The organism is Paenibacillus sp. P4_A7 (assembly GCF_056402455.1).
The window spans coordinates 1-616 of record NZ_JBFUHJ010000915.1 but is presented as its reverse complement, the minus strand read 5'-3'; the positions used below and the strand labels follow the sequence as shown (position 1 = coordinate 616).

1 protein-coding gene is annotated in these 616 nt (G+C 41.7%); it reads left to right on the top strand.

Annotated features, from left to right (window positions below; genetic code table 11):
• Window positions 1-141: 141 nt before the first annotated feature.
• Window positions 142-616, top strand: a 475-nt coding sequence (locus AC1DWN_RS34910; RefSeq protein ID WP_477563372.1) for a GH39 family glycosyl hydrolase, incomplete at its 3' end; no start/stop codon positions are given.

Here is a 616-nt window from a genome sequence, read left to right as displayed (position 1 = left end):
TACGGTGGCAGTCAACGCAGGTGATGAATTATCGTTTTTTGTTGGCGCAGGCGGTGATCCTTCGTATGATAAAACGCTCTGGGATCCTTTGATTGAATACCAATAAAGAAAAGCATCCATATATCTAAACTGGGGGATAACATGAACGATATTGTAATCCATATGGAACGAATGAAAGCTCCACTAAAGCGGTTACATGGTGTCAATAACGGACCTGTATGCTATGGATCTCTGTTAGATGTGACAAGCTACTATCAACAAGCTGGTATACCACTAGTCCGTCTGCATGACACGAATTGGCCGAATCCTGGAGAAGTAGATATCCATACGATTTTTCGCGATTTCGATAAAAATGTAGATGATCCAAGCAGCTATGATTTCTCACGTACGGATACCTATATTGCGTCTGTGCTTGCTACTGGAGCAAAAATTGTCTATCGGTTAGGAGAAAGCATTGAGCATACAGCTGTTAAATATCATGTTCATCCGCCACAGGATATGGAGAAGTGGGCTCGTATTTGTGTAAATATCATTCGCCACTATAATCAAGGCTGGGCAGACGGTTTCTATTATGATATTCAATATTGGGAAATTTGGAATGAGCCCGATAACCCGG